The following is a 3952-nucleotide window of genomic DNA, read 5'->3' on the forward strand; positions in this document are numbered from 1 at the left end:
CTCCCCCTCACAATGATTATCATTTTAATATTGAGTGAGATTTAATTTCCTCAAAGCCTTATGTAGTTTGAGTCTTGGTGTATTTCATACTGATTCAGGCTCGTCAATATTTAGATGCGTTTGCCCTGGGTTATTACCCAAGTTAGCCTTTATTTGATGATTATTTTGTCTCCAGCTTTGAGCCAGAGAGTTATTTCTCTGGCTCTTTCTTGCCTAGTAAGAAACACCGCAGAACAAATTATTTGCTTGCATCCGTGATAAGCGATCGCACATGATAATAGAGTGAGTTTCTGGTTTTAGTTCCTCGTCAAGCCCTACTGTTGTACCGTGAATTAATAAACAATCCAGTTCAAAAAAACCAAAATTTAGTCTTCTCAACCTTTGCACCGTTTGGCGAGAAACAGATTCCCACAGCAACTTAACAGTTTCTCCTCCATATTTCGCCATTAAATCAGTTGCTTCTCCAGCTGGGTCAAGATTATGTACGATAAAACACTGTTCTTTTGCTGCCTTACCTTTGATACGAACTTGTAAACTACCTGCATCCAAGTTACGCACATAAGGTACATGAGTATGTCTGCAAAACAGCACATCTGCTTTCGTAGAAAGTACTCGCTCTAAGGCTTGAACTACTGACCATAGCGGCGACAACTATCTAACTTTTAACGAATGTCCACTCTAGTACCTTGATGGGAGCTTCTTGTAGTGCTTGAGTTAATTCGGTATTACTATCAAATTTTACCTGGGAGAGCTCGCAAGCTTCGACGTTGACTGTAAATCTATCGTCTTGGAAAGGCCAGGGTTTAACAATAACTAAGTTATCACTACGTTGCATGATGTCATAGCGTTGACCTTCAGGGCCCTTGCTAATTTCTAAAAATCGCTCGTCATCAGGTAGTTCTTGCTGACATAAGATAAGAGAAAGGCGATCGCACCACTGCATAAATGCATAAGCTGCATCAACTTCTTCCTTTTTGATGCCTAGTCCTTTCCGCAAACGTTGCTGATTTTCAAGTTGCTCATCCAACAGTTTGTCTAGTTCTGGAAATTGACCCCGGCTTGCCTCATTTAAACGGCTGATGTGCATGGAAATTAATAGAGCTACCCATCGTCCACGATAAAGGGCATTCTTTGCCAAATCAGCCAATTTCTGGATGCCAGCACGTACATCGGCCTTTGAGGACAGCATAAAGTCCTTTGGCGCACCGGCTTCAGTAAGATTGTCTTCTTCCCACTCTTTTTCTAGATCATCATGATGGGAAATTGCAGCTATCGTTTCATATAACCTTGCTGGCGCATCTTTACGTCGCCATTGGCCCCCCAGTTGAGCCGCTAATAAAGCATGGGCGCGATGATAAATAACTTCCCAACCATTTTGCGTAGCGTTGACAATCACAAATCAATCTCCTGAGTCTTAGTTTTGATTTTGAGTTGAATTAATTTCTGAATTTAGAAACGTTGGGGTAGATTTCAAGAGGCGATCGCTCTGGCTTCTTCAGTATGGCTTAATTAATAACAGTTATTCTTTGTGATACAGAGATATATGTTCAAGGCGCGTATTGAATCCAAATGAATAGCAGCAAATGCTTCTCGACTCGGATTCCCCACTTCTCTAAAACTGGAGAATCTTGTTCACAAATGATTTAGAATTGCTATAGGTTTGGATAAAGCTAAATTCTCCCTAAAAACTACCTGATGTAGACAAATAGTTTAACCATTGGTAAAGAAAAGAAGGTGGGCTGTTTGCCCACCAGAGAATAGGGAGCTTTCAAATAATTTAACCAAAATCCCTTTACCTCAAATTAACCTAAGCTCTAACTGCTGGAGTTAAGAGTGGCTTTCTAGGGGATTAGCAATATATTTGAATGTTGGTTCAGAATTCCAAGGGCCACGCTCATCTTGACCATTTCCGTTTGTAGATAGGTTGTAGTAGAGAGCAACAGTTTCATCTGGCTTAATATTACCAAAGAACGGATCTGTCAGCTTACCTAGTGAATCTAGAGCTTTCATAAACATCTGGGTATGAGAAATTTCTCGTGTTAACAGATGGACTAAAGTCTCTTGGGTTCCTTTGTCAGTTGCCAACTTAATTAACTCTTCGTAAGTTTGACGAGCGCCGGCTTCTGCTGCAATGTTAGCTCGCAAATCACGCACTACATCTCCGCCCTCATTCAAATAATTTGCTGTCCAAGCATTACCTTGACTATCTAGAAAATGAGGCCCAATCCCCCGCACTGCAAAGAGAGTACTTTTATAAGCCTCTGTTTGATCCGTATTCTTAGTATGAGCTTCAATGAGTTTACCAACCATTTCTAAATGGCTGAATTCCTCAATGGCAATGTCTTGGAGCATATCTTTGATGCCAGCATTCTCGACATGGAATGACTGAACCCAGTATTGAAGTGCTGCACTAAGTTCTCCAGTAGCTCCGCCAAACTGCTCTAAAAGTAACTGAGCAAAACGAGGGTTTGGCTCAGTTACGTTAACTGCATGAATAGGCTCTTTTTTGTGAAAAAACATAGATTTACACTTCCAGAAATTATTATGTTACAGAATTGATAAACATCGCCTATGGCGGGCAGATACTCTATCGCACCTGCTAAAAGCCCTAAAATCATCTAAGCAATAATACTCATTACTGCCTCAATAATCTCACTTGTGTCTAAGTTATCAACTTTTATTAACAATTCTTTCTACCATATGGGATAAATGCTAAATCCAAAAGTTAGACAAAAAAGTTTACCTGAAGATTTTGAGCATAATAATCATAAGTGGAAGTTTTGCAATATAAATTAGGAATTCTTGAATATATATAAGTCTAAAGCCTATGCCTTATTAGCTGTAGAACTAAATACTAATAGCTTTATCAAGATATCTATCTTAAGATGGAAAAATAGTATCCCTCTTTTTGGCGATGCATTAAAATATGGCTAATACATAATAACAGCGTAAGTTTCGTTACGCATTCATTATTTTGTGAAAATTTCCGGTGTCTAGATCCCCTACTTCATAAAAATTGTTGTAGGTCTAACTTTTTACCAATAATTCCAAAATCGAATTTCAGTAGCTTATTATATTTAAAATTACAGTTTACTCATAACAATATTTTGGTAATTGTTATGTTTTAGCCGAGTAGACAACGAAATCAGCTAAAACATAAACCTATAAGTTTCATAGCCAAGATATTGCAAACGATCGCCCTTCTTACTCATTAAGCAGATATGACCTGATATGACAGTTAAAGTAGAGGTCTTTACAGTCAATATTCCAATTAGCCCAAACTTGATGAAAATTCATGTTAAATACTGAAAATCCTGTTAGGAGTTATAATTCACAGAACTCCAATATTGTTCCTAACTACTTTATATTTCTTTTAAAGAAAATCTCCATTTAACAATATCTAGTCGCATCTTCACCACATTCATCTACTAAATATAATAAACACTTATAACGAAGACCAACTATTTGTTCATAAAAGGGGTTGATTTTGCACAATGGTGGAATCTGAAAAAGAGTCCGTCCTAAAATTTTCACAGTTTTTTCAAAAGGACAGTTAGATGGAATGATTTTGCATAAGAGCTTGGCCAGATTAGAATTATGTATTTCTAAGCTATCAAGCTGATAACGTATCTGGTTTAATAAGTTGTTATTTAAACGATCTTTGTTGAAGGAATTCATATATTAACTCTCTTTTCAAAAATTTCTCTCTCTCTAAAATGACAGTTATCTTCATAGAAAAACATCGTAAATTTACGAAACTATTTTCCCTCTTCAAGAAAGTCGATTAAAATATCAGTAAAATTCCTTAAAATTCAGAATAACTAGGCAAGCCCACCATCTAATTACAGCGATCTTAAGAAAGATGTGGGTAATGGATTTTTGAAAAGGCGTTAGAGGTTGTTTGAAAAGTGGTTGGCTGTGATTTTAGGCACTTATTGATCCCCCCTAACCC

The 3952-nt window shown here is 37.4% G+C and carries 3 protein-coding genes and 1 pseudogene; all 4 read right to left on the reverse strand.

Going from position 1 to position 3952, the window contains the following annotated elements; genetic code table 11:
- Positions 1–513 precede the first annotated feature (513 nt).
- Positions 514–624 (reverse strand): annotated as a pseudogene (locus tag H6G26_RS44455) (metallophosphoesterase); the annotation flags it as partial.
- Between the two features lie 31 nt (positions 625–655).
- Entirely contained in the window at positions 656–1396 is a 741-nt protein-coding gene (locus H6G26_RS39550; RefSeq protein ID WP_190737336.1) for a DUF3891 family protein, read from the reverse strand.
- A gap of 431 nt (positions 1397–1827) precedes the next feature.
- Positions 1828–2520 (reverse strand): manganese catalase family protein, encoded by a 693-nt coding sequence (locus H6G26_RS39555; RefSeq protein ID WP_190737338.1) that lies wholly within the window; start codon positions 2518–2520, stop codon positions 1828–1830.
- Positions 2521–3390: 870 nt separating this feature from the next.
- The gene (locus H6G26_RS39560; protein WP_190737340.1) at positions 3391–3678 is read right to left on the reverse strand and encodes a Mo-dependent nitrogenase C-terminal domain-containing protein; all 288 of its coding nucleotides are present in this window, start codon (positions 3676–3678) and stop codon (positions 3391–3393) included.
- Positions 3679–3952 lie beyond the last annotated feature (274 nt).

The sequence above is a fragment of the Nostoc sp. FACHB-888 genome (genome assembly GCF_014696655.1).
Lineage (GTDB): Bacteria > Cyanobacteriota > Cyanobacteriia > Cyanobacteriales > Nostocaceae > Nostoc.

Coding starts and splice junctions, on each gene's coding strand:
- H6G26_RS39560 (WP_190737340.1), bottom strand. CDS start 3,678: ATGAATTCCTTCAACAAAGATCGTTTAAATAACAACTTATTAAACCAG.
- H6G26_RS39555 (WP_190737338.1), bottom strand. CDS start 2,520: ATGTTTTTTCACAAAAAAGAGCCTATTCATGCAGTTAACGTAACTGAG.